Annotated in this window: 27 protein-coding genes; 15 read left to right on the top strand and 12 right to left on the bottom strand. The window is 58.9% G+C overall.

The annotated features are described in order from the left end of the window. Window positions 1–43: 43 nt before the first annotated feature. The 4 genes from tyrS to anmK form a co-directional block, all read right to left on the bottom strand. Entirely contained in the window at window positions 44–1,318 is a 1,275-nt protein-coding gene (tyrS, locus tag ACTJJ6_RS04060) for a tyrosine--tRNA ligase (protein WP_049300531.1), read from the bottom strand. Window positions 1,319–1,456: 138 nt separating this feature from the next. After that, a complete protein-coding gene (gene pdxH / locus ACTJJ6_RS04055) occupies window positions 1,457–2,110 on the bottom strand; it encodes a pyridoxamine 5'-phosphate oxidase (RefSeq protein ID WP_028128179.1) in 654 nt (217 codons plus the stop codon). Between the two features lie 89 nt (window positions 2,111–2,199). Beyond that, window positions 2,200–2,502 carry an MliC family protein gene (locus tag ACTJJ6_RS04050; RefSeq protein ID WP_016927910.1) on the bottom strand — a complete coding sequence of 101 codons (303 nt, stop codon included), beginning with the start codon at window positions 2,500–2,502 and terminating at the stop codon, window positions 2,200–2,202. 44 nt (window positions 2,503–2,546) lie between these two features. Beyond that, window positions 2,547–3,668, bottom strand: a complete 1,122-nt coding sequence (gene anmK / locus ACTJJ6_RS04045) for an anhydro-N-acetylmuramic acid kinase (protein WP_016927911.1) — start codon at window positions 3,666–3,668, stop codon at window positions 2,547–2,549. Between the two features lie 359 nt (window positions 3,669–4,027). Here anmK and ACTJJ6_RS04040 point away from each other — a divergent pair, with 359 nt between their 5' ends. After that, a complete protein-coding gene (locus ACTJJ6_RS04040; protein ID WP_028128178.1) occupies window positions 4,028–4,492 on the top strand; it encodes a glycine zipper 2TM domain-containing protein in 465 nt (154 codons plus the stop codon). Between the two features lie 92 nt (window positions 4,493–4,584). Here the strand turns inward: ACTJJ6_RS04040 and slyA are convergent, their stop codons facing one another. After that, window positions 4,585–5,016, bottom strand: coding sequence for a transcriptional regulator SlyA (slyA, locus tag ACTJJ6_RS04035; RefSeq protein WP_004931301.1), 432 nt, complete (start codon window positions 5,014–5,016; stop codon window positions 4,585–4,587). 180 nt (window positions 5,017–5,196) lie between these two features. Between slyA and ACTJJ6_RS04030 the strand changes: the two genes are divergently transcribed. From ACTJJ6_RS04030 to ACTJJ6_RS04020, 3 genes are read left to right on the top strand one after another with little or no spacing between them, the layout of a single operon-like run. Then, entirely contained in the window at window positions 5,197–5,433 is a 237-nt protein-coding gene (locus ACTJJ6_RS04030; protein WP_004931303.1) for a DUF1656 domain-containing protein, read from the top strand. A gap of 3 nt (window positions 5,434–5,436) precedes the next feature. Then, a complete protein-coding gene (locus tag ACTJJ6_RS04025) occupies window positions 5,437–6,300 on the top strand; it encodes an efflux RND transporter periplasmic adaptor subunit (RefSeq protein ID WP_004931305.1) in 864 nt (287 codons plus the stop codon). 3 nt (window positions 6,301–6,303) lie between these two features. Further along, complete coding sequence (locus ACTJJ6_RS04020; RefSeq protein ID WP_049300533.1) at window positions 6,304–8,334, top strand: FUSC family protein; 2,031 nt, start codon at window positions 6,304–6,306, stop codon at window positions 8,332–8,334. On the opposite strand, the gene sodC is transcribed toward ACTJJ6_RS04020, so the two are convergent. Next, entirely contained in the window at window positions 8,335–8,856 is a 522-nt protein-coding gene (gene sodC / locus ACTJJ6_RS04015) for a superoxide dismutase family protein (protein WP_033640491.1), read from the bottom strand. A gap of 241 nt (window positions 8,857–9,097) precedes the next feature. On the opposite strand from sodC, the gene ACTJJ6_RS04010 reads away from it, so the two are divergent. After that, the gene (locus ACTJJ6_RS04010; protein WP_097102149.1) at window positions 9,098–10,942 is read left to right on the top strand and encodes a polyurethane esterase; all 1,845 of its coding nucleotides are present in this window, start codon (window positions 9,098–9,100) and stop codon (window positions 10,940–10,942) included. A 59-nt stretch (window positions 10,943–11,001) separates the two neighbouring features. Here ACTJJ6_RS04010 and ACTJJ6_RS04005 read toward each other — a convergent pair whose 3' ends face one another. The 3 genes from ACTJJ6_RS04005 to ACTJJ6_RS03995 form a co-directional block, all read right to left on the bottom strand. After that, on the bottom strand, window positions 11,002–11,898 hold the full coding sequence (locus ACTJJ6_RS04005) for an aldo/keto reductase (protein ID WP_440802167.1): 897 nt from the start codon (window positions 11,896–11,898) through the stop codon (window positions 11,002–11,004). A gap of 99 nt (window positions 11,899–11,997) precedes the next feature. Beyond that, window positions 11,998–12,237, bottom strand: a complete 240-nt coding sequence (locus ACTJJ6_RS04000; protein WP_015377731.1) for a DUF1289 domain-containing protein — start codon at window positions 12,235–12,237, stop codon at window positions 11,998–12,000. Window positions 12,238–12,260: 23 nt separating this feature from the next. Then, the gene (locus ACTJJ6_RS03995) at window positions 12,261–13,190 is read right to left on the bottom strand and encodes a LysR substrate-binding domain-containing protein (RefSeq protein ID WP_187178368.1); all 930 of its coding nucleotides are present in this window, start codon (window positions 13,188–13,190) and stop codon (window positions 12,261–12,263) included. Window positions 13,191–13,329: 139 nt separating this feature from the next. Between ACTJJ6_RS03995 and ACTJJ6_RS03990 the strand changes: the two genes are divergently transcribed. The 6 genes from ACTJJ6_RS03990 (at window position 13,330) to rnt (ending at window position 19,178) form a co-directional block, all read left to right on the top strand. Next, window positions 13,330–13,971: an NAD(P)-dependent oxidoreductase gene (locus tag ACTJJ6_RS03990; protein ID WP_016927920.1), complete on the top strand. Its 642-nt coding sequence runs from the start codon at window positions 13,330–13,332 to the stop codon at window positions 13,969–13,971. Between the two features lie 139 nt (window positions 13,972–14,110). Then, a complete protein-coding gene (eptA, locus tag ACTJJ6_RS03985; RefSeq protein ID WP_016927921.1) occupies window positions 14,111–15,748 on the top strand; it encodes a phosphoethanolamine transferase EptA in 1,638 nt (545 codons plus the stop codon). A gap of 103 nt (window positions 15,749–15,851) precedes the next feature. After that, window positions 15,852–16,472, top strand: a complete 621-nt coding sequence (locus ACTJJ6_RS03980) for a TetR/AcrR family transcriptional regulator (RefSeq protein WP_079449299.1) — start codon at window positions 15,852–15,854, stop codon at window positions 16,470–16,472. Between the two features lie 89 nt (window positions 16,473–16,561). After that, the gene (locus tag ACTJJ6_RS03975; protein ID WP_016927923.1) at window positions 16,562–17,665 is read left to right on the top strand and encodes an alkene reductase; all 1,104 of its coding nucleotides are present in this window, start codon (window positions 16,562–16,564) and stop codon (window positions 17,663–17,665) included. 342 nt (window positions 17,666–18,007) lie between these two features. Further along, window positions 18,008–18,415 (top strand): lactoylglutathione lyase, encoded by a 408-nt coding sequence (gene gloA / locus ACTJJ6_RS03970; RefSeq protein WP_004931325.1) that lies wholly within the window; start codon window positions 18,008–18,010, stop codon window positions 18,413–18,415. A 79-nt stretch (window positions 18,416–18,494) separates the two neighbouring features. Then, window positions 18,495–19,178 carry a ribonuclease T gene (gene rnt / locus ACTJJ6_RS03965; RefSeq protein ID WP_016927925.1) on the top strand — a complete coding sequence of 228 codons (684 nt, stop codon included), beginning with the start codon at window positions 18,495–18,497 and terminating at the stop codon, window positions 19,176–19,178. 68 nt (window positions 19,179–19,246) lie between these two features. Here the strand turns inward: rnt and ACTJJ6_RS03960 are convergent, their stop codons facing one another. Continuing rightward, window positions 19,247–19,594 carry a Grx4 family monothiol glutaredoxin gene (locus ACTJJ6_RS03960; protein WP_004931329.1) on the bottom strand — a complete coding sequence of 116 codons (348 nt, stop codon included), beginning with the start codon at window positions 19,592–19,594 and terminating at the stop codon, window positions 19,247–19,249. 416 nt (window positions 19,595–20,010) lie between these two features. Between ACTJJ6_RS03960 and ACTJJ6_RS03955 the strand changes: the two genes are divergently transcribed. Beyond that, entirely contained in the window at window positions 20,011–20,829 is an 819-nt protein-coding gene (locus ACTJJ6_RS03955) for a C40 family peptidase (protein ID WP_049300308.1), read from the top strand. 199 nt (window positions 20,830–21,028) lie between these two features. After that, window positions 21,029–21,607 carry a superoxide dismutase [Fe] gene (gene sodB, locus ACTJJ6_RS03950; protein ID WP_004931333.1) on the top strand — a complete coding sequence of 193 codons (579 nt, stop codon included), beginning with the start codon at window positions 21,029–21,031 and terminating at the stop codon, window positions 21,605–21,607. A gap of 64 nt (window positions 21,608–21,671) precedes the next feature. Here sodB and cydH read toward each other — a convergent pair whose 3' ends face one another. Beyond that, window positions 21,672–21,761, bottom strand: coding sequence for a cytochrome bd-I oxidase subunit CydH (gene cydH / locus ACTJJ6_RS03945; RefSeq protein WP_004931335.1), 90 nt, complete (start codon window positions 21,759–21,761; stop codon window positions 21,672–21,674). A gap of 324 nt (window positions 21,762–22,085) precedes the next feature. Between cydH and purR the strand changes: the two genes are divergently transcribed. Continuing rightward, on the top strand, window positions 22,086–23,111 hold the full coding sequence (purR, locus tag ACTJJ6_RS03940; RefSeq protein WP_004931336.1) for an HTH-type transcriptional repressor PurR: 1,026 nt from the start codon (window positions 22,086–22,088) through the stop codon (window positions 23,109–23,111). On the opposite strand, the gene punR is transcribed toward purR, so the two are convergent. Beyond that, on the bottom strand, window positions 23,099–24,055 hold the full coding sequence (gene punR, locus ACTJJ6_RS03935) for a DNA-binding transcriptional activator PunR (RefSeq protein WP_089184537.1): 957 nt from the start codon (window positions 24,053–24,055) through the stop codon (window positions 23,099–23,101). The genes purR and punR overlap by 13 nt on opposite strands. Before the next feature lie 123 nt (window positions 24,056–24,178). Between punR and punC the strand changes: the two genes are divergently transcribed. After that, window positions 24,179–25,390, top strand: a complete 1,212-nt coding sequence (gene punC / locus ACTJJ6_RS03930) for a purine nucleoside transporter PunC (RefSeq protein ID WP_028128175.1) — start codon at window positions 24,179–24,181, stop codon at window positions 25,388–25,390. The last annotated feature ends 218 nt before the right edge of the window (window positions 25,391–25,608 follow it).

Below are 25,608 nucleotides of genomic sequence, written 5' to 3'. Positions count from 1 at the left end.
GGGAGCTCCCCGGGCTTTTCATGTCATATAGACTGGCTGACGCTTACTGCCAATCCACCAGGCAGTAATGCTTTTTGCCGCGACGCAACAGCGTGTAGCGGCCGAACAGACGGTCTGAATCGCTGAAGCGGTATTCGGCATCGGACTGCTTCTCGCCGTTGATGGTCACCGCGTTGGAGCCGATCATGGTGCGCGCCTGGCCGCGTGACGGCACCAGTTCGGCATTCACCAGCGCCTGCTGCAGATCGGCGTCGCGCTCAAGTTTGATGGTCGGCATGCCGTCCTGCGCCAGTTGGGCGAAGTCCGCTTCGGTCATGTCGTGCAGCGCACCGGAGAACAGACTCTGGGTGATGCGCTTGGCGGCCGCCAGGCCTTCCGCACCGTGCACCATGCCGGTCACTTCTTCCGCCAGCACGTACTGGGCGCGTGGCGCCTTACCGCTGTTCTTGTCTTCTTCTTCCAGCGCGTTGATGTCTTCCAGGCTCATGAAGGTGAAGAACTTCAGGAAGCGGTAGACGTCGGCGTCGGCGGTGTTGATCCAGAACTGGTAGAACTTGTACGGGCTGGTTTTTTCCGGCGCCAGCCAGACCGCACCGCCCTCGGTTTTACCGAACTTGGTGCCGTCGGCTTTGGTGATCAACGGCACGGTCAGGCCGAACACCTGCTTCTGGTGCTGACGGCGCGTCAGATCGATACCCGAGGTGATGTTGCCCCACTGATCGGAACCGCCGATCTGCAGTTCCACCTGGTGGCGGTTATACAGCTCGGAGAAATCGTAGCCCTGCAGCAGGTTATACGAGAACTCAGTGAAGGAGATGCCGGAGTCGTCGCGATTCAGACGCTGCTTGACCGCTTCCTTGTTGATCATCTGGTTGACGGAGAAGTGCTTGCCGATGTCACGCAGGAAGGTCAGCACGTTCATGCCGCCGAACCAGTCGTAGTTGTTGGCCGCGATAGCGCTGTTGTCGCCGCAGTCGAAGTCGAGGAACGGGGAAACCTGTTTGCGGATCTTCTCGACCCACTCGTTCACCGTATCGGTGGTGTTCAGCTTGCGCTCCGCCGCTTTGAAGCTCGGATCGCCGATGAGGCCAGTGGCGCCGCCCACCAACGCTACCGGCTTGTGGCCGGCCAGTTGGAAGCGCTTCAGGCACAACAGAGGAACCAGATGGCCCAAATGCAAGCTGTCAGCGGTCGGATCGAAACCGCAATACAGTGCAATTGGCCCTTGCGCCAGTCGCTCCGCTAACGCTTCCTCATCCGTAACCTGGGCAACGAGGCCCCGCTCTTGCAGTTGTTTAATCAAGTTGCTGCTTGCCATCAATGACTCCATGTATAAACGAATGCACCTTTGCCGGTACACGGCCTTTCGCCCAGTGGCGAAATAAAAATTCAGGGTAGCGCATAGAATAAAGCGCCGGCGGCATCAGCACCAGCGCTTAGAGAGGATTTTCCGCCTTCAGGGTGCCAGTCGGTCAATTTTCCAGTCATTCCCGTCCCGCTGATACAGGAAACGGTCATGCAGACGATGGGCGCCGCCTTGCCAGAACTCGACAGAGTCAAATTTCACGCGGAATCCGCCCCAGAAACTCGGCAACGGCACCTCGCCCTGCTGGAACTTCTGCTTCAGCTCGAGGAATTTGCTTTCCAGCACGCCGCGCGCGGAAATGCGCGACGATTGTTGCGAGACCCAGGCGCCGATCTGGCTGTCCTTCGGCCGGCTGTTGAAATACTTCAGCACCTCGAGCGTCGACAGACGCTCCGCCTGGCCGAGGAAAATCACCTGGCGATCGAGCATGTGCCAGGGGAACAGCAGGCTGATATGCGGGTTGTGCGCCAGCTGTTGCGCCTTGCGGCTGCCGAGGTTGGTGTAGAACACCAGCCCCTGCTCATCGAAATGCTTCAGCAGCACGATGCGTTGATAAGGCTGGCCGTGTTCGTCGACGGTCGCGACGCACATGGCGGTGGGATCCGCCAGGCGCGCGTCGCAGGCCTGTTTCAACCAACGCTCGAACAGTTCGAGCGGGCTGGCGGTCAGATCGTTGCGGCGCAGGCCGCCCCGGGTGTATTCACGGCGCAGGTCCGCAACATCAAACTCATTCTTTTCAATCATCTGGGTTATCGACCAACTGAAAAAATCCGTCGTTACATTCTGCGCCTGCGGCGTCAGGAACTCAATCGCTCCGACGCCGCCGTCAACCCTCACTCCGTCAACACGCAGTCGCTCATGACTACCTTGCCGTTGCGCTCAAGATAGGCGTTACGGTCTTTCGACCAAAAAGTGTATTTACCGTCGCTGTATTTGGCGCCGGTCAGCGCCAGCACCTGCTTAAGATGCAGCTGCTCGCCATCCATCAGCAGGCTGACTTCACTCGCCTTGCCGTCGAGCGCCACCGTCAGCGGCGTAGTGCCACACTGATAGTGCATCGTCTGGCTGCTCTGCGGCAGGATGTAACTGCAGCCGGACAGCGCCAGCGCGCCGGCGACGAAAAAGACTTTTTTCATGCTGTTGCTCCTTAGAAAAATCCTCACAGGCTATCCTAACAGAGCTAACGGCCCCCCAATGGCAAAACCGGATAAATCCCACCCAGCACCGTTTCACGGCTAGCGCCGGTTACCGAAGGCAGATTGCCGGCCTGGCCGGACAGCGTACGGAAGGCCAGCCAGGCAAAGGCCAACGCCTCCATGTCGTCACCGCTGACGCCGAAATCGTCGGTCAGCCCAACTTCCGTGCCCGGCAGCAGCGCCGACAAACGCGCCATCAGCAGCGTGTTGCGCGCCCCGCCGCCGCACACCAACAGACGCTCGCACCCGCCGGCCAGCTGCACCTGTTCGCTGATGCTGACGGCGGTCAGTTCCGTGAGCGTGGCCTGTACGTCGACCGGCGCAATCGCCGGCAATCCGGCCAGCTGCCGTTCCAGCCAAGCGATATTGAAATACTCGCGGCCGGTGCTTTTCGGCGCCGGCTGCGCGAAGTACGGATCCGCCAGCATCTGCTGCAACAACGGCAAGCAGACCCGCCCCTGCATCGCCCAGCCGCCGTCCTGATCATAAGGCTGCGCGCGGTGGCGCCACACCCAGGCGTCCATCAGCATGTTGCCCGGCCCGGTATCGAAACCGCGCACCGCCGTACCGGGCAATAGCAGAGAAAGGTTGGCGATGCCGCCGACGTTTAGCACCATGCGCCGCTCGACGGGATGCCCAAGCAGCGCCTGATGAAATGCCGGCACCAGCGGGGCGCCCTGCCCACCGTACGCCATGTCACGCCGGCGGAAATCGCCGACGGTGGTGATATTGGTCAGCGCGGCGATGCGGTTGTTATCGCCGAGCTGCATCGAGAAACGCGCGTCGCCTTCCGGCTCGTGCCACACCGTCTGGCCGTGGCAACCGATGGCGGTGACCTGCTCCGCGTCGATGCCGGTTTGCTTCAGCAGGCCGAGCACCGCCTCGCCGAACAGCGAGCCCAACTGCGCGTCCAGCCGGCCGACGGCGGCCAACGTAGTTTGCTGCCCCTGGCACATCCCCAGGATCTCTTTTTTCAACGCCATCGGCATCGGATGGCTATAGCTGGCCTGCTGCGCCACCATGCGATCGTCGATCGCGGCCAATACCACATCGATTCCGTCCAGACTGGTGCCGGACATGACGCCTATATAGCGGCCTGACTTCATAGCAACATCCTCTAACCCGCGCGGTAAGCAAAATTTATCCTGACAAATAAACCAGAATTGCCGGATTAACGCCATGAATTATGATGCTTTTTTTACGCACCGTGAGCCAGATGCCCCCTGGCGCCGCTGTGGCACGGGCTATGTGTTAAACCGTGCCATAACAGGCGACGGAATGTCGCCAAGGCTGTCATAAAGGTAAACCGCGGTTTATTATTGGTTGAACAGAGAAAAGTTAAGCTGCATGCAGCGATGAAGCATGGCGGTGTGTCAACTTTCAGCCATACTTTGTCTATCATTTTCACTGAATCTTGCCTGGTGAGCATTGCCAGGCTATGGACTACTACCATCAGGAGTTTTATATGATCAAGCGTCTTCTCGTCGTCGCCGTCGCCGCCGTTACGCTGGCCGGCTGTGCCAATGAATCCATGTCCGGCGATGTCTACTCGTCCTCGCAGGCCAAGCAGGTACAGACCGTCACCTACGGGACGCTGGTTTCCGTGCGTCCGGTTAAAATTCAGGGCGGCGAAGGCTCCAACGCCATGGGGATGATCGGCGGCGCGGTGATTGGCGGGCTGTTGGGCAACACCGTTGGCGGCGGCACCGGTCGTACGCTGGCTACCGCGGCGGGCGCTATTGCCGGCGGCGCGGCGGGTAACAGCATCGGTGAAGTGGCCGGTCGGACCTCCGGCTACGAGCTGGAAATCAAGACCGACCAGAAAGAGAACATCGTGGTGGTACAGAAAGCGGGCGACACCAAGTTCAGCCCTGGCCAGCGTGTGCGCATGGCGCGCATGGGCGACACCATCACCGTTTCCCCGCTGTAAGTCAGTCGGCGACAAACGGCAAACCGGAGGCAATCGCCTCCGGTTTTATTTCTGATGCTGTGAAACTGTAATCGTAGAAAATAAGAATATTATTATTTGTTCTGCAGTTCGGTGATATTTTGTTCTAACTTGCCAATCAGCCCTACCAACAGATGCACTTCGTCGGCGGTAATGCCGCTTAAAATCTCACTGCGTGTAGACGTGATCACGCTGTCCACTTCCCTGATGATCGGATCGGCCGCCTCGGTCAGCTTGATGCGCTTCGCGCGGCGATCGTTGGCACAGGTGTGACGCGTGATCAGCCCCTTCTCCTCCAATTGGTCCAGCGTGCGAACCAGTGACGGTTGCTCGATACCGATCGCCTTGGCCAACTGGATTTGCGACTGCTCCGGCGGCAAACGATTGATATTGTGCAAAGTGACCCAGTGCGTTTGGGTCAGCTCCAACGGCTTGAGCCGATGATCGATGAGCGCGCGCCAAACACGAACTAATCGTGCTAAATCTGAACCTAATGTTGACTCCACTTCCCCCTCCTTATAATTAGCATGCTAACATTACCTCCCAGAGTTTAGACTATTTTGGGTAACTCACATTAAAAACACAAATGTATATAATGTATATTGTGGAAATAGCCACTATTTTTAGCCGTTATTGTTTAATCGTTATGCAAATATTCAACATATTCACCCTTAGGGATTGTTAATGTGAATACATCATGGTTACACACCTCATCCCCCTTACCCGATTTGGTCCTGGGGGCATCGCTTTATTTTCCACCTATATTTAAAGCTTTTTTACTAGGACTGGTCTTATGGCTGCTGATTCATCAACTGCTGAGAGACTGGATGTATTCCGGTGAAATCTGGCATCCCATGTTGATGGACCTGTCCATTTTCGTTCTGACCGTCAGCGGTTCCTTATGGATTTTAGCGAGTTGGTAACCCATGCAGCATAAAACATTAAAATACTTCTCTACGGTGATCGTCTGCGCCATTGCCGTCTGCGCCGGTTGGTGGCTCTGGAATTATTATATGCAATCCCCATGGACCCGTGATGGAAAAGTGCGCGCCGAACTCGTCAATATCACCCCTGAAGTCTCTGGAAGATTAGAGAAAATAAGCGCGAATGACAATCAGTTCGTACCTGCGGGAAGTCTGATTTTTACCCTCGACCCGGTGCCCTACCAGATTGCGCTGGACAATGCCGAGGCCGCGGTGGCAAAAGCGCAATCCGATCTGGCCAAAGCGGACCACGAGGCTGCCCGCCGCCGCGGTTTACCGCGTAACGTTATTTCCGCTGAAGACTTGGACGAGTCCAATTTAGCCGCTCAGGCAATGAAGGCCGCCTATAAAGCCGCGCTGGCCAACCTGGAACAGGCCAAATGGAATTTGAGCAAAACCAAAATTTATGCGCCAACCGACGGTTATATCACCAACCTGCAGGCACGCGTCGGAAACTACGCCAACGCCGGCACGCCCCTGGTGGCGTTGGTGGATGTGCATTCGTTCTATGTGCTCGGATATTTCGAAGAAACCAAGCTGAAGCATATAAAAGAAGGCAATAAAGCGGACATCGTTTTATATAACGGCAACACGCCGCTGCAGGGGGAAGTAGAGAGCATCGGGCGCGCCATTTACGATCAGAGCGTCGACAGCAGCAACGATCTATTAATGGACGTTAAGCCTAATGTGCCTTGGGTGCGTTTGGCCCAGCGCGTGCCGGTGCGGATAAAATTGCTCAACGTGCCCGCCGATTTGACGCTGGTCGCCGGCACCACCTGCACCATCTCGATTCATCAGCGGAACTAAAGTGTGAATCTGCCTTTTCTGGAGTGGAGCCGGACCCCCTGGGGTAAGGCGACCGGCGGACAATGGCGCTATGCCCTGCGCAACTCGCTGGCGATGTGTCTGGCGCTGTGGGTGGCGTTCGTGCTCGAACTCGACGAACCCTATTGGGCACTCACCTCCGCCGCGGTGGTGAGCTTCCCCACCATCGGCGGCGTGATCAGCAAAAGCATCGGCCGCATCTTCGGCAGCCTGGTGGGCGCCGCCGCGTCGGTGGCGATCGCCGGCCACTGCCTGAACGATCCCTGGCTGTTTACGCTGTTCATCGCCGCCTGGATCGGGCTGTGCACCTACGTCTCGAATCATTACCAAAACAACGTCTCTTACGCCTTCGCGCTGGCGGGCTATACCGCCGCCATCATCGCCTTCGGCACGGTCAACGTCACCGACACCCAGCAGATCTTCGACATCGCTCAGGCGCGCGTTTGCGAAGTGATCACCGGCATTCTGTGCGGCGGGTTGATGATGATGATCCTGCCCAGCACCTCCGACGGCGAAGCCCTGCTGACCTCGCTGCGGCGCATGCAGCTGCGGCTGCTGGAGCACGCCGCCATGCTGTGGCAGCCGGAGGTCACCGCGCAGATGCGCACCTCGCACGAAGGGGTCATCGGCCAGATCCTGACCATGAACCTGCTGCGCATTCAGGCATTCTGGAGCCACTACCGGCTGCGGCGGCAAAATAACCTGCTCAACTATCTGCTGCATCAACAGCTGCGCATTACCAGCGTCATCTCCAGCCTGCGCCGCATGCTGCTGAACTGGCCGGATCGCCCCGCCAATCTGATGCCGGTGCTGACGCAACTGCTGGACGAACTGCGCGATCCCGCCACCGATAAATATCGCTTGGCGCGCCTGCTCCAGCAGATCGCGCCGCACGATCCCGCGGACTATCGCCATCGCGCCTTCTGGCTGCGGTTACGCGATTTCTGTTGGCTCTACCTGCGCTGCAACCGCTGGCTGCGGCGGTTGGAAAGCGCCACGGCGGTCAGCGATCTCCAGCCGCCGCGCGTCACCCCACTGGCGCGCCATACCGACAGCTACGAAGCCGCCTATAACGGCCTGCGCACCTTTTTATGCATCGTGATCGGCTGCGCCTACTGGATCAACACGCAATGGGACGCCGGCAGCGCGGCGCTGACGCTCACCGCCATCAGCTGCGTGCTCTACTCTTCCACGCCTTCGCCGATCAACAGCGTCAGCACCTTGCTCAAGGCGGTGCTGCTGCTCTCGGTCGCCTGCTTCGTGGTGAAATTCGGTTTGATGATCCAGATTGACGATTTCTGGGTGTTTTGCGCCTTCCTGTTCCCGATCCTGGTGACCATGCAGATGCTCAAGCTGCAGAACCCGCCTTATGCCGCGCTTTGGGGGCAGCTGATCGTCTTTATGGGCTCGTTTCTGACCGTCAGCAATCCGCCGAGCTATGACTACCAGTCCTTTATCAATGACAACATCGCTAAAATCGTCGGTGTATTGCTGGCCGGGTTGGCGTTTCAGATCCTGCGCCCCAGCTCGGACAAACGCAAAAGCCGCCGCATTATCCGCGCGCTGCGGCGCGATTTTATCGATCAGTTGAGCAAACGGCCGCAGCAGAGCGAAAGTCAGTTCGAATCGCTGATCTACCATCGCATCAGCCAACTCAATCAAAGTCAGGATCAGGAAGCGCGCACCTGGCTGCTGCGTTGGGGCGTGGTGCTGCTCAACTGCAGCCATATCGTCTGGCAGCTGCGCGACTGGCAGACCCGTTCCGATCCACTGTCGGCGGTGCGCAACGTCTGTATCCACTGCCTGCGCGGCATCATGACGGAGAAAGGCGTGCAGCACAGTTCGCTGGACGCCACGCTGCAGGAACTGCTGCGCATGAGCAACGCGTTGGCGCATCACCCGGAACAGGCGGCGCGCGATCTGGCCGGCCTGATCTGGCGGCTTTACTGCTCACTGCAGCAGCTGCAACAGGCGATGAGCCAGCCCGCCGCCGCACCGGCCGTTAGCGGCGGGTGATCACTTGATCACGCCGCAGGCGAAGCGTTCGCCGCCGCCACCGAGCGGCTGTGGATGATCCGAATGGTTATCGCCGCCGGCGTGCACCATCAGCGCCTTGCCCTCAATTTCGCTGATTTTTTTCAGCCGCGGCGCCAACACCGGGTAATTCGCCATGCCGTCGGCGGTCACATAGATGGCCGGCAAATCACCTAGGTGCCCGTCGGCGTACGGCCCGAGGTGTTTCCCGGTCTTTTGCGGGTCGAAATGTCCGCCGGCCGCCAGCGCCGCCACCGCTTTGCCGTCCTTCATGCCCGGCTCGCAGCTGCCTTTTTCATGCACGTGGAAACCGTGTACTCCGGCCGGCAACGCTTTCAGGCTCGGCGTGAACAGTAAGCCGTACGGCGTTTCGCTGATGACCACGTTGCCGATGTCCTGACCGATACCCTGCCCGGTCACCAGATGCATCTCGACGTCGGTTGCCGCCGCCTGAGCCGCGCCACACGCCATCAGGCCGAGCGCCGCATACCAATAACGTTTCATCAATCAGTCTCCTTAATGACTATATCGAGCTATCAGTATAGGAGAGCCTGCGCCGGCACTGTTAACCAACGCACAATCTCGCCAATTTGATTCGCAGACCTAATATTTGGCACTAATAATAATTCTACCGATGTTGGTCCTCCGACCAGCTGTCGTTCGGCTAACGTTGTTTCCCTGTTTCCACCGCCGGCGCATGAGAGTTCGCTTCCAGGCCAGGCGGCATACTTCATAAGGAACTGATATGGGCATCTTTAGCTATAAGGATCTGGACGAAAACGCGTCGAAGGCGCTGTTTTCCGACGCCTTGGCCATCTCTACCTACGCTTACCACAATATCGATAACGGCTTCGATGAAGGCTATCACCAGACCGGTTTCGGGCTGGGTCTGCCGCTGACGCTGGTCACTGCGCTCATCGGCAGCACCCAGTCGCAGGGCGGCCTGCCGGGCCTCCCCTGGAATCCCGACTCCGAACAGGCCGCGCAGGAGGCGGTAAACAATGCCGGCTGGTCGGTGATCAGCGCCGAGCAGCTCGGTTACGCCGGCAAAACCGATGCGCGCGGCACCTACTACGGCGAGACCGCCGGTTACACCACCGCACAGGCCGAGGTGCTGGGCAAATATGACAGCGAAGGCAATCTCACCGCCATTGGCATCTCATTTCGCGGCACCAGCGGCCCGCGCGAGTCGTTGATCGGCGATACCATCGGCGATGTGATTAACGATCTGCTGGCCGGGTTCGGGCCGAAAGGCTACGCCGACGGCTACACGCTGAAGGCCTTCGGCAACTTGCTGGGCGACGTGGCGAAATTCGCGCAGGCCCACGGGCTGAGCGGCGAGGACGTGGTGGTCAGCGGCCACAGCCTCGGCGGGCTGGCGGTCAACAGCATGGCGGCGCAGAGCGACGCCAGCTGGAGCGGCTTCTACGCGCAGTCCAACTATGTCGCCTTCGCCTCGCCGACCCAGTACGAAACCGGCGGCAAGGTGCTCAACATCGGCTACGAGAACGACCCGGTGTTCCGCGCGCTCGACGGCACCACGCTGACCGGGGCGTCGTTGGGCGTTCACGATGCGCCCCATACCTCCGCCACCAACAATATCGTCAACTTCAACGATCACTACGCCTCGGACGCCTGGAACCTGCTGCCGTTTTCCATTCTCAACATTCCGACCTGGCTGTCGCACCTGCCGTTCTTCTATCAGGACGGCCTGATGCGGGTGCTGAACTCCGAGTTTTATTCGCTGACCGACAAAGACTCGACCATCATCGTCTCCAACCTGTCGAACGTCACGCGTGGCAATACCTGGGTGGAAGACCTGAACCGCAACGCGGAAACGCACAGCGGGCCGACGTTTATCATCGGCAGCGACGGCAATGATTTGATCAAGGGCGGCAAAGGCAACGACTATCTCGAGGGCCGCGACGGCGACGATATCTTCCGCGACGCCGGCGGCTATAACCTGATCGCCGGCGGCAAAGGCCACAATATCTTCGATACCCAGCAGGCGTTGAAAAATACCGAGGTCGCCTACGACGGCAACACGCTTTACCTGCGCGATGCCAAGGGCGGCATTACGCTGGCGGACGACATCAGCACCCTGCGCAGCAAAGAAACCTCCTGGCTTATCTTCAACAAAGAAGTGGATCATCAGGTAACCGCCGCCGGATTGAAATCGGACTCAGGCCTCAAAGCCTATGCCGCCGCCGCCACCGGCGGTGACGGCGATGACGTCCTGCAGGCTCGCAGCCACGACGCCTGGCTGTTCGGCAACGCCGGCAACGACACGTTGATCGGCCACGCCGGCGGCAACCTGACCTTCGTCGGCGGCAGCGGCGATGACATTCTGAAGGGCGTCGGCAACGGCAACACCTTCCTGTTCAGCGGCGATTTCGGCCGCGATCAGCTGTATGGCTTCAACGCCAGCGATAAACTGGTGTTTATCGGCACCGAAGGCGCCAGCGGCAATATCCGCGATTACGCCACGCAGCAAAACGACGATCTGGTGCTGGCCTTCGGCCACAGCCAGGTCACGCTGATCGGCGTCTCGCTCGATCACTTCAGCACCGATCAGGTGGTGTTGGCCTAAGCATCGGCATAAAAAAAGCCGGGCGCTTTCGCCGCCCGGCTTTCCTCTTTCTGCCCGCCTTAAGGCACGTCATACCCCAGCGCCGCCTTGCGAATGCGGAACCACTGCTGGCGGCTCAGCACCAGTTTCTGCGCCTTGAGCGCCGAACGCACCCGCTCAATCTTGCCGGAGCCGATGATTGGCAACGGTGACGACGGCAGGCGCATCACCCAGGCGTACACCACCTGCTCGATGGTCTCCGCGCCGATCTCTTGCGCCACCCGCTGCAGCTCGTCGCGCAGCGGCTGAAACTCGGCGTCGTTGAACAGGCGCCCGCCGCCCAGGCAGGACCAGGCCATCGGCTTGATGCGCAGTTGCTGGCACTGGTCAAGCGTGCCGTCGAGAATGGCCGGTTGGTGAATCGGCGAGATCTCCACCTGGTTGGTCGCCAGCGTGAACGGCAGACGCGACTGCAGCAGTTGGAACTGCGCGGGCGTAAAGTTGGAGACGCCGAAATGGCGCACCTTGCCGCTTTTGTGCAACGCAACGAAGGCTTCGGCTACGTCGTCAGCGTCCATCAACGGATCCGGGCGGTGGATCAGCAGCAGATCGAGGTAATCGGTATGCAGATGGCGCAGCGACTGTTCCGCGCTCTGCACGATATGATCGCGGTCGGTGATGTAGTGGCCGATCGGGTTGCCGGGCTTGGCGGTGGTGGCGATGCCGCACTTGGTCACCAATTCCAGCGACTGACGCAACGCCGGCTTCAGGCGCAGCGCGTCGCCGAACGCCTGTTCGCAGGCATAGCCGCCGTAGATATCGGCGTGATCGGCGGTGGTGACGCCCAGTTCGACATGCTGTTCGATGAACGTCAGCAGCTGCTGCGGCGACCTGCCCCACTCCATCAACCGCCAGTAACCGCAAATCATGCGGGAAAATTCAGGCCCCTGCGGCGCGAGACGAATACGTTCTACCATTGCGAAAACCTCATGACATTAGTTGTCAGCCAGCATACACAAGCCGGTGAGGCACAGGGAAGCGGTAAGCCACACGAACGTGCGGCAGATCAGGAAAGGTTAAAACAGCGACGGTTGCTCCGGCAGCGGCTCGTCGGGCGCTTTATTGGCGCGCTGCAGCCGCAGGAAGCGTTGACGGCACAGGCGCAGCACCTCGCGCTTTTGCGCATCGCTCATGTTCATCCAGCCGAAACGCTCCTCGCGGCTGCGCAGGCAGCCACGGCAGAATCCACGATCGTCGGCCTGGCAAATGCCGCGACACGGGCTGGGGATGTCGAAAAACTCAAGCTGCTGCGCCACGAGGCTCCTCCTGCGTTCTCTTGCTAATTGAAGACGCCATCGCCGCCGCTGGCAAGTCCCTTTTCGCCATTGCGGCGAAAATAGTCGCGCAAATAGCGCAGCGCCTGGCGGCTTTTTTCCGGCACATTGCGTTCGAGCGTCAGCGCGTGCAGCCGGAGCGCCGCCGGCCGCCACTCCGGCAACAGCAGCAACAGCTCGCCGCGCTGCAGTTCGTCGCCAATTTCATACAGCGGCTGAGCGGAAATGCCCAGCCCGGCGCGGGTAAAGGCGCGCATCACGTTCATGCTCTCGCTGACGATCTGTCCTTCCGCCAGCCGCAGCTTGACCTGCTGGCCGGACTGGTGCAGCAAATCCAGATGCGCCCCGCTGTAGCCGCTGGAAATCCAACGGTGCTGTACCAAATCCTGCGGTTTTTCCGGCACCCCATGCTGGCTGAGGTAGCGCGGTGCGGCGCACAGCACCATCGGCCACGCCGTCAGCGGATGCGCGATCATATTGGCGTCCGCCAGCTGCCGGTTGGCCCGCAGCGCAATGTCGACCCGTTGTTCTATCATATCGACGATGCGATCGTCCGCCAGCACGCGCAGCGTGAGCTTGGGATGCGCCTGCAACAGCGGCGACAGCGCCTCCGCCAACGAACGGCCGCCGATGCCGACCGGGGTGGCGATGCGCAGCTCACCCACCAGCGTATCCCGCAGCTCAGCCAACCGCTGCTCCGCCTGCAGCGCCTGTTGCAGCATCGCCTCGCAGCCGGGATAGAACGCCGCTCCCGCCTCGGTCAGCGCCAGACGGCGGGTGGAACGATGCAGCAACGGCACCCCAAGCGCCTTCTCCAGCGAGCGCATGTGCTGGCTGACCGCCGACGGCGTCATGCCCAGACGCCGCGCCGCACCGGCCAGCGAGCCTTCCGCCACCACGGTGGCGAATACCGCCATTCGATTGAGTTTATCCACGATTATGAAGTTTTACTTAATCAAGAAAGCATGAATATGGCACTAATCACGGCTATTGTTAAGGACTAGAGTAGAAACCACGCGGCAGGCACCTCGGCCTGCCTCACGATACTGAACCTATCCCCGAAGGAGCATACAGATGAAAGTAGCCATTATTGGAGCAACCGGTTTTGTTGGCCGCCGCGTGGTGGATGAAGCGCTGGCTCGCGGTATTCAGGTGACGGCAATCGCGCGCCAGAAAAAAGATTTGCCGGAGCACGCCAATCTGACCGTCGCACTGGGCGACGTCGCCGACACCGCCTGGCTGGCGGGACAATTGCGCGGCCAGGACGCGGTGATCAGCGCCTACAACCCAGGCTGGGGCGAAGACAACCTGTATGAGAAAACCACCCGCGGCGCCCAGCAGATCCTCACCGCGGTCGAGCAGGCCGGCGTCAAACGCCTGTTGGTGGTCGGCGGAGCCGGCAGCCTGGAAGTGGCGCCGGGCGTTGAACTGGTGGATACGCCGCAGTTCCCGGAAAATATCCGCCCCGGCGCGCAGGCGGTGCGCGATCTGCGCAACAAACTGCGTAACGAGTCGGCACTCGACTGGACCTATCTTTCGCCGGCCGCCCTGCTGGAGCCGGGCAAACGCACTGGCCAGTTCCGCCTCGGCACCACGCAACTGCTGATGAACGGCGAAGCGCCGGCCAGCATTTCGGTGGAAGATCTGGCAGTCGCTATCGTTGATGAGATTGAAAAACCTCAGTTTATTCGCGCGCAATTCACCGCCGCCTACTAAACTGCCCTGCCGCCAGGCCGCTCGGCCTGGCGGTTTTCACGTATTCTCCGTCGCCAGTATTCTGAATTTCTAAGGTTTTCTTAAGTTTCATCCGGTAGATTTCACGACATTATCTACTTTCAGGATCCCGACATTGGCAATGTGGTTACGTCAACGCTTACAGTGCAACAGCCTCGGTTTTACCCTCGCCGCCGCCCTGTTCTTCACTCTGTTTCAAAACGCGTTATTCCTGCATCGCGCCTGGTCGTATATCACCTTCGATAGCGTCCACAGCGTGATTTTCGCGGCCAGTATGCCGGTGGTGATCTTTTGTGCGCTGAATATTATCTTCAGCGTGTTGACCGTGCCCTACCTGCGTAAGCCGTTGATCATCTTTTTCTTGCTCGGCAGCGCCGCAGCCAACTATTTCATGTTCAGCTATGGTGTGGTGATCGATGGCAACATGATGCAAAACGCCTTCGAAACCAACCCCCAGGAGGCGACCGCGCTGCTGACGCCGCGCATGGGATTGTGGCTTGCGCTGCTCGGCATTCTGCCGGCGGTGGCGGTCTGCTTCACCCAAATTCGCCAGACTCGCCCCTGGTGGTACATGGTCGGGCTGCGCGCCGCCAACGTCATGCTGTCGTTGGTGGTGATCCTGATCGTCGCCGCGCTGTTCTACAAAGACTACGCTTCGCTGATCCGCAACAATAAAAGCGTGGTGAAGATGTTGACGCCTTCCAACTTCGTGGCCGGCACCATCAAGTTTACCGAACAGCGTTACTTCACCCGCAATCTGCCGCTGGTCAAGATCGGCGAAGATGCGCGTAAAGGGCCGCTGATCGCCAGGCAGACCAAGAAAACGCTGGTGATCCTGGTCGTGGGCGAAACCGCCCGCGCCGAAAACTTCTCCCTCGGCGGTTACGGGCGCGAAACCAACCCGCGCCTGAAGCAGGACGACGTGGTCTACTTCAAGAACGCCAGTTCCTGCGGCACCGAAACGGCGATCTCCGTGCCCTGCATGTTCTCCAACATGCCACGCAAGGAGTATGACGCGACTCAGGCGACGCACCAGGAAGGCATGCTCGACGTGCTGGCGCATGCCGGCGTCAATGTGCTGTGGCGCGATAACGACGGCGGTTGCAAAGGCGCCTGCGACCGGGTGCCGCACATCGACATGACCAAGCTGAAACTGCCGCAGGACTGTGACGGCGAGGTTTGCATGGACAACGTGCTGCTGTACAAGCTGAACGACTACATCAATAGCCTGAAAGACGATGGTGTGATCGTGCTGCACCAGATGGGCAGCCACGGCCCGGCTTACTATCGCCGCAGCACGCCAGAGTTCCAGGCGTTTTCACCGACCTGCAACAGTAATCAGATCCAGGATTGCAGCCATGAACAGTTGGTGAATACCTACGACAACTCAATCCTGTATACCGACGCGATGCTCGATGCCACCATCAAGCTGCTGCGGCAGTATGACGATCGGTTCAATACCGCGCTGGTCTATTTATCCGATCACGGCGAATCTCTGGGGGAGAACGGCATGTATCTGCACGGCACGCCTTATGTCTTCGCGCCGAGCCAACAAACGCACGTGCCTTTCCTGATGTGGATGTCGGCCGACTATCAGCGCAATTTCGACATCGATCGCCAGTGTCTGAATACGTTGGCGGAAAAGGACGAGGTTTCACAGGACAACCTGTTCCACACCCTGTTGGGCATGCTGAACGTACAGACCCGCGAATATCAATCCCAGTTGGATATCCTGCAGCGTTGCCGCAACGCGGCGTAGCGCTTAACTTCCGCGTGCCGCTGGGGCACAATGTCTTGCAGACAAACCGGCGTTTTGTGCGCCGGTTTTTTTATTCCCATTGACCTAGACCAATCGGTCTATTATGCTCGGCGCCATGATGACCAAATCAACGCATTGCAACGTGGATACACGTGAACATCTGCTCGCCACCGGCGAAACCCTCAGCCTGCGCCTGGGCTTTACCGGCATGGGGCTGAGCGAACTGCTGGCCACCGCGGGCGTGCCGAAAGGCTCGTTCTACCACTATTTTCGCTCGAAGGAAGCCTTCGGCGAAGCGATGCTGCAGCGCTATTTCGCGCATTATGATGCAGAAATGCAGGCGCTGTTTGCCGACAGACGCGGCGATGCCCGCCACCAGCTGCTCGGCTATTACGCCCAGGCTATCAGCTACCACTGCCGCAGCGAATGCCACAACGCCTGCCTGGCGGTGAAACTTTCCGCCGAGGTGAGCGATCTGTCGGAACCGATGCGCCATGCGCTGGAAACGGGCACCGCTCGCGTGATCGGCCATCTGCAGGAGGCCATCGAGCGCGGTATCGCCGAGGGCTCGCTGTCGGTGGCCATGAGCCCGGCGGCGACTGCAGAAACGCTGTATTCACTGTGGCTCGGTGCCTCGCTGCGCGCCAAGATCCGTCATTCGCTGGCGCCGTTAACCAGTGCGCTGGAAAGCATCGAGTTGCTGCTGCGCCCGCCGCAACGGTAACGACAACCGTCTTTTTTCGTGAAAAATGCAGTTCGTGTTTTTTTATCGCCCATCACTAGACGACCGGTCTATTAAATACAGGATGCACTATGAAGACTGAAAAATTGCTCTCTCCGCTGAAGGTTGGCGCCGTCACCCTGCCCAACCGCGTGTTTATGGCTCCGCTGACGCGTCTGCGCAGCATCGAACCGGGCGATATTCCTACGCCACTGATGGCGGAATACTATGCGCAGCGCGCCGGCGCCGGCCTGATCGTGACCGAAGCGACGCAGATCTCCTTCCAGGCGAAAGGCTACGCCGGCGCGCCGGGCCTGCATACCCCGGAACAGATCGCCGCGTGGAAACACATCACGCAGGCGGTACACGACAAAAACGGCCACATCGCCGTACAGCTGTGGCATGTAGGCCGCATCTCCCACGCCAGCCTGCAGCCGGGCGGACAAGCGCCGGTCGCGCCTTCGGCAATCAACGCCGAAACCCGCACCACCGTGCGAGATGAAACCGGCGCCTGGGTGCGCGTACCGACCTCCACACCGCGCGCGCTGGAAACCAGCGAGATCCCGGGCATCATCAACGATTTCCGCCAGGCAACCGCTAACGCGCGCGAAGCCGGCTTCGACTTCATCGAGCTGCATGCTGCCCACGGCTATCTGCTGCACCAGTTCATGTCACCGGCTTCCAACCAACGCACCGATCAATACGGCGGCAGCATCGAGAATCGCACCCGCCTGACGTTGGAAGTGGTCGACGCCACCATCGCCGAATGGGGTTCCGAACACATCGGTATCCGCATCTCGCCGCTGGGGCCGTTCAACGGGCTGGACAACGGCGAAGATCAGGAAGAAGCGGCGCTGTATCTGGTGGAAGAGCTGAATAAGCGCAACATCGCTTACCTGCACATCTCCGAACCGGACTGGGCCGGCGGCAAACCGTATTCCGACGCCTTCCGCGACTCGGTGCGCGCCCACTTTAAAGGGGTGATCGTCGGCGCCGGCGCCTACACCGCTGAAAAAGCCGAAGCGTTGATCGAAAAAGGTTTTATCGACGCGGTGGCCTTCGGCCGCAGCTACATCGCCAACCCGGATCTGGTAGAGCGTTTCCGTCAGCACGCCCCGCTGAACGAACCTAAGCCGGAAACCTTCTACGGCGGCGGCGCCGAAGGCTATACCGACTATCCGTTTCTGGCGAAGTAACCCGTCCTGACTCCAACGGCCACGCAATCGCATGGCCGTTTTTTATGCGTCGCGCGCAAACGCAAAAAGGCCCGCACGAGGCGGGCCGGTGTTCCCTGGTGTTGATCTTTATTGCCGTTCGATTTTTACACGATCGCCGCTGGAATAGATAATTGATTGTGCAGATCAATTACTCTGTATCGATCGGTACGCTCGATCAATATTTAGACACCCTCGACGCGAGACCATGAAGTGACATTGTCACCAACTCGTTACGTTGAATTCCCTTGCGGGACAAGGCTATACTCGCTTGTGCTTCAATCCACCCGCCGTCTGCCACGGCACAGTCAATTCAGAGGAATTATGCGCTTACTCCATACCATGATCCGCGTCGGTGACCTGCAACGCGCCATCGACTTCTACACCAAGGTATTAGGCATGCGCCTGCTGCGCACCAGCGAAAACCCGGAGTACAAATACTCCCTGGCTTTCGTCGGCTATACGGAAGAGAGCGAAGGCGCGGTTATCGAACTGACCTATAACTGGGGCACCGACAGCTACGACATGGGCACCGCCTTCGGCCACCTGGCGCTGGGCGTGGACGACGTTGCCGCCACCTGCGACAGCATCCGTCGCGCAGGCGGCAAAGTCACCCGCGAAGCCGGCCCGGTGAAAGGCGGCACCACGGTCATCGCCTTCGTCGAAGATCCGGACGGCTACAAAATTGAGCTGATCGAAAACAAACACGCCGGTCAGGGCCTCGGCCACTAAGCCTCCCCTTCAGGGCGCGCTGGCGCCCTGCTGATTCTCCGCGCGATAGCGCCTGCAACCAGGCGCAAAATTTGCCATAATGCGCGCTGCATTCGATGAAGATAAGAAACTGATGGCCGAAAAAAGTGATCTTAACGCCCTGAGTGGTCGTTTTCGTGGGTTTTATCCCGTAGTAATAGATGTTGAAACCGCCGGCTTCAACGCCAATACCGATGCGTTGCTGGAGATCGCCGCCGTCACGCTGAAAATGGATGAAGATGGCTGGCTGCAGCGGGACGAGACCCTGCACTTCCACGTGGAGCCTTTCGAGGGCGCCAACCTGCAGCCGGAAGCGCTGGCGTTTAACGGCATCGATCCGCACAACCCGTTGCGCGGCGCGGTCAGCGAATACGACGCGCTGCACGCCATTTTCAAAGCGGTGCGCAAAGGGCTCAAGGATCGCGGGTGCAACCGGGCCATTATCGTGGCGCACAACGCCAACTTCGATCACAGCTTCCTGATGGCCGCGGCCGAACGTGCCGGCCTGAAGCGCAACCCGTTCCATCCGTTCGCCACCTTCGACACCGCCGCGCTGAGCGGCCTGGTGCTGGGCCAAACGGTGTTGGCGAAAGCCTGTATCGCGGCCGGTATGCCGTTCGACAGCAGCCAGGCGCACTCTGCGCTGTACGACACCGAGCAAACCGCCCTGCTGTTTTGCGAGCTGGTTAACCGCTGGAAACGTCTCGGCGGCTGGCCGCTGCCCGCCGGCGATCTCGCCGAATAAAATCAACAAAAAAGGCGGCCCAGTTTGCACTGGCGCCGCCCGTTACGCGATAATCGCAAGCCCGTCGATTAAGACTGCTGGTCTTCTTGCGCTTTATACTTTTCTGCCGTTTCTTTGATCAGCTGCTGCAGTTCGCCGCGCTGATACATCTCGATGATGATATCGCAACCGCCAACCAGCTCACCATCTACCCACAGCTGCGGGAACGTCGGCCAGTTGGCGTATTTTGGCAGCTCGGCGCGAATGTCCGGGTTCTGCAAAATGTCCACGTAGGCGAAACGCTCGCCGCAGGCGGACAGCGCTTGCACAGCCTGCGCGGAAAAGCCGCAGCTCGGCAGCTTTGGCGAACCTTTCATGTACAGCAGAATCGGGTTTTCAGCGATCTGGTGCTGAATTTTTTCAAGTGTCGTCGTCATTTATTGCTTCCTCAAGCCACATTTCATGGCTACAACATGCATCACGCGGGCTATTGTAGCGGCTGGAACAGTCGCAAGAAAACGCCATCTTTTGCAAGGATATTCGCCCGCCGCCGATCGCGTTTCACCGGCCACGTCATTCCGGTCAAAACATACGTTGAGAATAACATTTTTAATCCGACCATTTCACTAATATATTGCGCCGCGATGACGGCGCGGCTTAATTATATCCGCCACCGTCGCCTGGCGCTTTTTTATACATCAACAGGCTGATTTTAAACCAAAAAAAATGTCATTAACGTTTTCTCACAATATGGATTATTATTTATGAGTTCTTCGCTGTTTTATATGGCGAAGTTCGGGAATACTGTAACTCTTTCGATATCCGTTTCGGGGCCAAGGTTGGTGACGTCGACATGCGTTTAATTCTTACGCTCTTTGCGCTGCTGTTTACGCAGCTCTTCTTCAATTTGGCGCACGCTGCGCCACAGGCGCGCGTTGCCGCCGAGCAGCGTAAAAGCCATGCTAATGAAGCGCGGCCCGATGACCGCAGAAAAAAGAAAGCGGATAAAGCCGCCAAAAAAGCCAAAGTGACGGCCCCCGAGAAAAAAACCAGGACCGCCAAGGTCAAAAGCGAGAAAAGCGCGAAAAAGATCGTCAGCGCCAAACCCAAGGCCAAAGCGCAGAAAATCGCCAAAATTAAAGTCACCCCGCCGAAAAAGGGCTATAAAAAAGGCTATGGCCGCCACCGCGACGCCGGTATGGCTACCGCCAAGCTGGCGCGTGATGAAAAACCGTTGAAACTCAGCCCGGCGCACAAAAAGCGTTACCAGCACGCCAAGCAGACCGCGATGGCCAAGCTGATGGATCAGATGGGCAAACCTTACCGCTGGGGCGGCAGCTCGCCGCGCACCGGCTTCGACTGCAGCGGCCTTATCTATTACGCCTATAAGGACGTGGTGAAAATCAAGATGCCGCGCACCGCCAACGAAATGTATCACCTGCGAGACGCGGCGCCGATCAAGAAAAGCGAACTGGAAAGCGGCGATTTGGTGTTCTTCCGCATCAACAACCGCGGCGTGGCGGATCATGTCGGCGTTTATCTCGGCAACGGCAAATTCATCCAGTCGCCGCGCACCGGCGAAGAGATCCGCATCAGCCAGCTCGACAACGACTATTGGCAGAACCACTACATCGGCGCACGCCGCGTAGTGACGCCGAAAACCATCCGTTAATTCCCTGTTCTGCGCGGTTGCGGCCCCGGTCGCAACCGCCTGCTCAAGCTATCGCCCATCGCACTCTCCCACGCGCATTTCTCGCTTTTCCTCCTGTTTTTTATGATGAAAATTGTTAAGATTGAATGACCACAATAAAAAACGGCCCATCTGGCTCCCGCCTCGGCGGGAAAAAAGTGGCGCTGTAAAGGAGGAAGCAATGTCGTTTGAATTACCTGCATTACCGTATGAGAAAAACGCGCTCGAGCCGCACATCTCCGCCGAGACCCTGGAATACCACTACGGCAAACACCACAATACCTACGTAGTTAACCTGAACAACCTGGTGAAAGGCAGCGAGTTCGAGGGCAAATCGCTCGAGGAGATCATCAAGACCTCCAACGGCGGCGTGTTCAACAACGCCGCGCAGGTGTGGAACCACACCTTCTACTGGCACTGCCTGTCGCCACAGGGCGGCGGTGAACCGCAGGGCGAACTGGCGGCCGCGATCGTCAAATCCTTCGGCTCTTTCGCTGCGTTCAAAGAACAGTTCACCGATGCCGCCGTGAAAAACTTCGGCGCCGGCTGGACCTGGCTGGTGAAAAAACCGGACGGCGCGCTGGCGATCGTCAACACCTCCAACGCGGCAACTCCGCTGACCGGTGAAGATAAACCGCTGCTGACCGTTGACGTGTGGGAACACGCGTATTACATCGATTACCGCAATGCGCGTCCAAAATACCTGGAAAACTTCTGGGCGTTGGTCAACTGGACATTTGCGGCGGAAAACCTGGCGTAAGCGCAGGCCTTGCCTAAGTGATGAGGCGCAGCTTGGCTGCGCCTTTTTTAAAACTGGCGGGAAATCAGTTCAACGCGGCGACAAAGCTGAAAGCGATGATCATCGCCAACGCGCCGACGGTAGTGAACAGAGACATCTTCAGATCGGTATCCATGACAACTCCTTTAAAATGGGCTTTCCTAAGGATAAAAGGCGCACAATTAGTACGTCAAATCATTTTCCCACAGTTCGCCGATAAAATCTTGTTATCATTTCCCGGTTTATAATCTCGATTACCTCTTCCACTTTTGTTCAATATGCGACAAAATTCGCAGTTCACAACTGCGTACCGGCATCCATGCCCCTCCTGATTAAGCGCTGAAGACTTCAACACACTAAAAACTCAGTTTTCGCTTCTCTGGAGAAGGATCTACGTAGGCAAACGATTAACATCACACTTACATGCTGTAAACATGTGAGTTCAGGAGTCATTCCTTACATGGCAACGATTAAAGATGTGGCCAAACGCGCGGGCGTTTCCACCACCACCGTTTCGCACGTCATCAATAAGACTCGTTTCGTCGCCGAAGAGACCAAAGCGGCCGTGTGGGCCGCCATCAAAGAGCTGCACTACTCGCCGAGCGCCGTGGCGCGCAGCCTGAAAGTCAATCACACCAAGTCGATCGGCCTGCTGGCCACCTCGAGCGAAGCGCCCTATTTTGCCGAAGTGATCGAGGCGGTGGAAAACAGCTGCTACAGCAAAGGTTACACCCTGATCCTGTGCAACTCGCACAACAATCTGGACAAGCAGCGCGCCTACCTGGCGATGCTGGCGCAAAAGCGCGTCGACGGCCTGCTGGTCATGTGTTCCGAATACCCGGATCAACTGCTGGGCATGCTGGAGGACTACCGTAATATCCCGATGGTGGTGATGGACTGGGGCGCCGCGCGCGGCGACTTCACCGACACCATCATCGATAACGCGTTCGAAGGCGGCTATCTGGCCGGCCGTTACCTGATCGAGCGCGGCCACCGCGATATCGGCGCCATCCCGGGCCAGCTGTCGCGCAACACCGGTGGCGGCCGTCATCAGGGCTTTATGAAGGCGCTGCAGGAAGCGCATATCGACATTCGCGAAGAGTGGATCGTCCAGGGTGACTTCGAGCCGGAGTCCGGCTACAAGGCGATGCACCAAATCCTGTCGCAAAAACAGCGGCCGACCGCGGTATTTTGCGGCGGCGACATCATGGCGATGGGCGCCATCTGCGCCGCTGACGAGCTGGGGCTGCGAGTGCCGCAGGATATTTCCGTGATCGGCTATGACAACGTGCGCAACGCCCGCTACTTCACCCCGGCGCTGACCACCATTCATCAGCCGAAAGAACGCCTGGGAGAAATGGCCTTCACCATGCTGCTGGATCGCATCATCAGCAAGCGCGAAGAATCGCAGGTGATCGAAGTGCATCCGAAGCTGGTCGAACGCCGTTCGGTCGCCGATGGTCCGTTCATCGACTACCGCCGCTGATCATCTTCCCTGCCGGAGGCCTGCGCGGCTTCCGGTGCGGCCTCACTCAGCCACTCCTGATTCAGCGTCTCGCCATCGCCCAAATACGCCAGCAGCCAGCTCATCGCCGGTGACGGTTTATCCTGTTGCCAGGTCAGGCAGCAGGGGCTGGCGGGAAACGGCTGCTGCAACTGCAACGCCTTCAGCTCACCGCGCTGCACCAGCGGCAGCGCCAGATGCGCCGGCATCATGCCGACGCACAATCCGGCGCACAAACAGTCGAGCGCCGAGGTCCAGTCCGGCACCACCAGCCGCCGCTGGTTATCCAGCGTCCAGGTGACGCGCTTGGGCAGATTGCGCGAGGTGTCTTCCAGACAAAGCGCAGGGTATGGCCTCAACCGATCGTCATTCAATGGCCCTGCCAGCTGCGCCAACGGATGCTGTGGGCTGACTACGCACAGCCAGTTCATATCCCCCATGTCGCGGAAAGCGAAGCCGCCGCCGACCGGCACCGCGCGCGTGGCGCCGATCGCCATGTCCACCCTGCCGTCCACCAACGCATCCCACACGCCGTTGAACACCTCGGGTTGCAGCATCAGTTCAACGTCGGGGAAATGGCGGTAGAAATCCAGCACCAGCTGGCGGCTGCGCTGCGGTTTGACGATGATGTCAACTGCGATATTCAGCTGGCCGCGCCAGCCGTTGGCCACCTGTTGACAGTGGCGGCGGGTGTCGAGCATTTTTTTGATAACAACTCGCGCATCCTTGATAAACAGCGCGCCGGCCGGCGTCAACTCCACATCACGGTGACGCCGCTCAAACAGCGGCACCGCCAGCCATTGTTCCAGTTGCCGCACGGTATAGCTCACCGCCGACGGCACCCGGTGCAGCTCCTGCGCCGCCGCGCTGAAACTGCCGGTGCGCGCCACCGCGTCAACAACTTCAAGAGAATATTCAGACCACATCGCTTTGCCTTCAATTTTTTTAACAGCACTTTGCAAATATTACCGTTTCACAAGCAGAGATCCAGCCGGATACACTGGCCGGCGCTAAAAACCTGCGACACTAAAATATTAACGAGAAATACCATGCGAAATTCCTTTGGTTTTATGTTCTACCTCGCCGGCCTGAGCATGCTGGGTTATCTGGCGACCGATATGTACCTGCCCGCCTTCGGCGCCATGCGGGAGGAACTGCAAATTTCCGCCGGCGCGGTCAGCGCCAGCCTGAGCATCTTTCTGGCCGGCTTCGCCTTCGCGCAGTTGCTGTGGGGGCCGCTCTCCGACCGACTGGGCCGCAAACCGGTATTATTGATTGGCCTGTCGCTGTTCGCGCTCGGCTGCCTGGGCATGCTGTGGGTGGAAAATGCCGTGCAGCTCTGGATACTGCGCTTTATTCAGGCCGTCGGCGTCTGTTCCGCCGCCGCCATCTGGCAAGCGCTGGTGGTCGACCGCTATCGCGAAGGCCAGGCCAACCGCGTATTCGCCACCATCATGCCGCTGGTGGCGCTGTCGCCGGCGTTGGCGCCACTGCTTGGCGCCTGGCTGCTGAACCACGCCAGCTGGCGCGCGATCTTCGCCGTGCTGTTGGCCATCACCGCCCTGCTGCTGCTGCCGACGTTGCTGCTCAAAGATCGCGCCAAAACGCAACCCGCCGCCGATGCGCCAAAAAGCGGCGTCAGTTTTTGGCAATTATTGAAATCCCCGGTGTTCAGCGGCAACGTCGCTATGTACGCCGCCTGCTCGGCCGGCTTCTTTGCCTGGCTGACCGGCTCGCCGTTCATCCTCGGTGATATGGGCTACGGCCCGAGCGACATCGGTCTGAGCTATGTGCCGCAGACGCTGGCTTTCCTGTTGGGGGGCTATGGCTGCCGCGCCGCGCTCAAGCGCATCAATGGCAAAACCCTGCTGCCGTGGCTGCTGGTAGCTTACGCTGTCAGCATGGTGGCCCTGTATCTGGTGGCGACCCTGACCAATCCGACGCTCACCACGCTGCTGATCCCGTTCTGCGTCATGGCGCTGGTCAACGGCGCCGGCTACCCGATCATGGTGGCGAATGCGCTGATGCCATTCCCGGAAAGCAGCGGTAAAGCCGCCGCGCTGCAAAATACGCTGCAATTGGGGCTGTGTTTTGTGGCAAGCATGCTGGTGTCGGCGTTTATTGCCCAGCCGCTGTTGGCAACGGTGACGGTGATGGTATCTACGGTAGTCCTGGCCGCGCTGGGTTATTTCCTGCAGCGGGGAAAAGCGGCCGATGCGCAGCAAAAGGCACAGCGGGAACATGCTAACTCAGCGTCATAATTACCAAGATTAATAATCACTTAAAGAATATGCGTGCCGAGTGCGATTTACAGTTGAGTCAACGCCTCGGCACGCCTATACTCAAAAACAACCTTGTAAAGTAACACCTTATAATCTCTATATCTCAATCAGCTATTGTGTACGCGCCTTGCGTCACACTCTTTTTTTAAAGAGGCGTTTATCCTGCGCCGTTTGCGTCGGGCCGTTTCTTTAAATTT

This window comes from Serratia sp. 22278, assembly GCF_052045405.1.
Taxonomy (GTDB): Bacteria; Pseudomonadota; Gammaproteobacteria; order Enterobacterales; family Enterobacteriaceae; genus Serratia; species Serratia marcescens.
The sequence above is the reverse complement of the archived record's forward strand: the minus strand, read 5'-3'. Positions and strand labels throughout refer to the sequence as shown.